This is a genomic window from Microbispora amethystogenes (genome assembly GCF_016863015.1).
Taxonomy (GTDB): domain Bacteria; phylum Actinomycetota; class Actinomycetes; order Streptosporangiales; family Streptosporangiaceae; genus Microbispora; species Microbispora amethystogenes.
On record NZ_BOOB01000142.1, the window covers coordinates 1 to 830 of the forward strand.

General features: G+C 65.7%; 1 protein-coding gene. It reads right to left on the minus strand.

The features are described 5' to 3' along the window. Positions 1–830: glycoside hydrolase 43 family protein (locus Mam01_RS36070; protein WP_204289695.1), on the minus strand; the 830-nt coding region annotated here is incomplete at both ends.

Below are 830 nucleotides of genomic sequence, written 5' to 3' on the forward strand. Positions count from 1 at the left end.
GGGGTAGGAGGCGCCCCAGCCGCCGTTGACGGTCGTGATGGTGGGCCAGCCGTCAGAGGTCCAGGTGACGGGGGCCAGGACGGGGATCCGGCCGCCGGGGTAGGCGTCCTGGAAGGCCATGTAGTACCACGCGCCGTTCTGGGTCTGCACGAGTCCGCCCTGGTGCGGCACGCCGCCACCGGAGACCGGGCCGGACATGTTCAGCAGGACCTGGCGCATCTCGTACGGGCCGAAGGGGCCGTTGGTGGACTTCAGGATGTACTGCCCGTTGGCGGGCTTGGTGACGAAGATGTAGTAGTTCCCGTTGCGCTTGTACATCCGCGAGCCTTCCAGCGTGCCGACGCTGGAGGGGGTGGAGAACACCTGCTGGCTGCGGACCTCGCTCTTGCCGTCGGCCGACAGCTGGGCGACGCTGATCTGCGTGTTGCCGTAGGCGACGTACATCGTGTCGTTGTCGTCGACGAGCAGACCGGCGTCGTAGTAGCACTTGTTGATCGTCGTGTGCCGGTTCCACGGGCCTTCGACGGAGGTGGCGGTGTAGATGTAGGTCTTGCTGAAGTCGATGCAGCCGCCCCAGTAGAAGGTCTTGTTGCTGGGCCGGTAGTTCAGGAACGACGCCCAGATGCCGTTGACGTAGCCGCGGCCGCCGTTGAGGTCGTACTTGTTGCCGAAGTCGAGCTTGGGCACCGAGTGACCGGCGTACTCCCAGTGCACCAGGTCGTAGGAGCGCAGGACCGGCGCGCCGGGCGAGTAGTGCATCGTGGAGGCGGAGTAGTAGTAGGTGTCGCCGACCCGGATGATGTCGATGTCGGCGAGGTCGTCCCACAGCA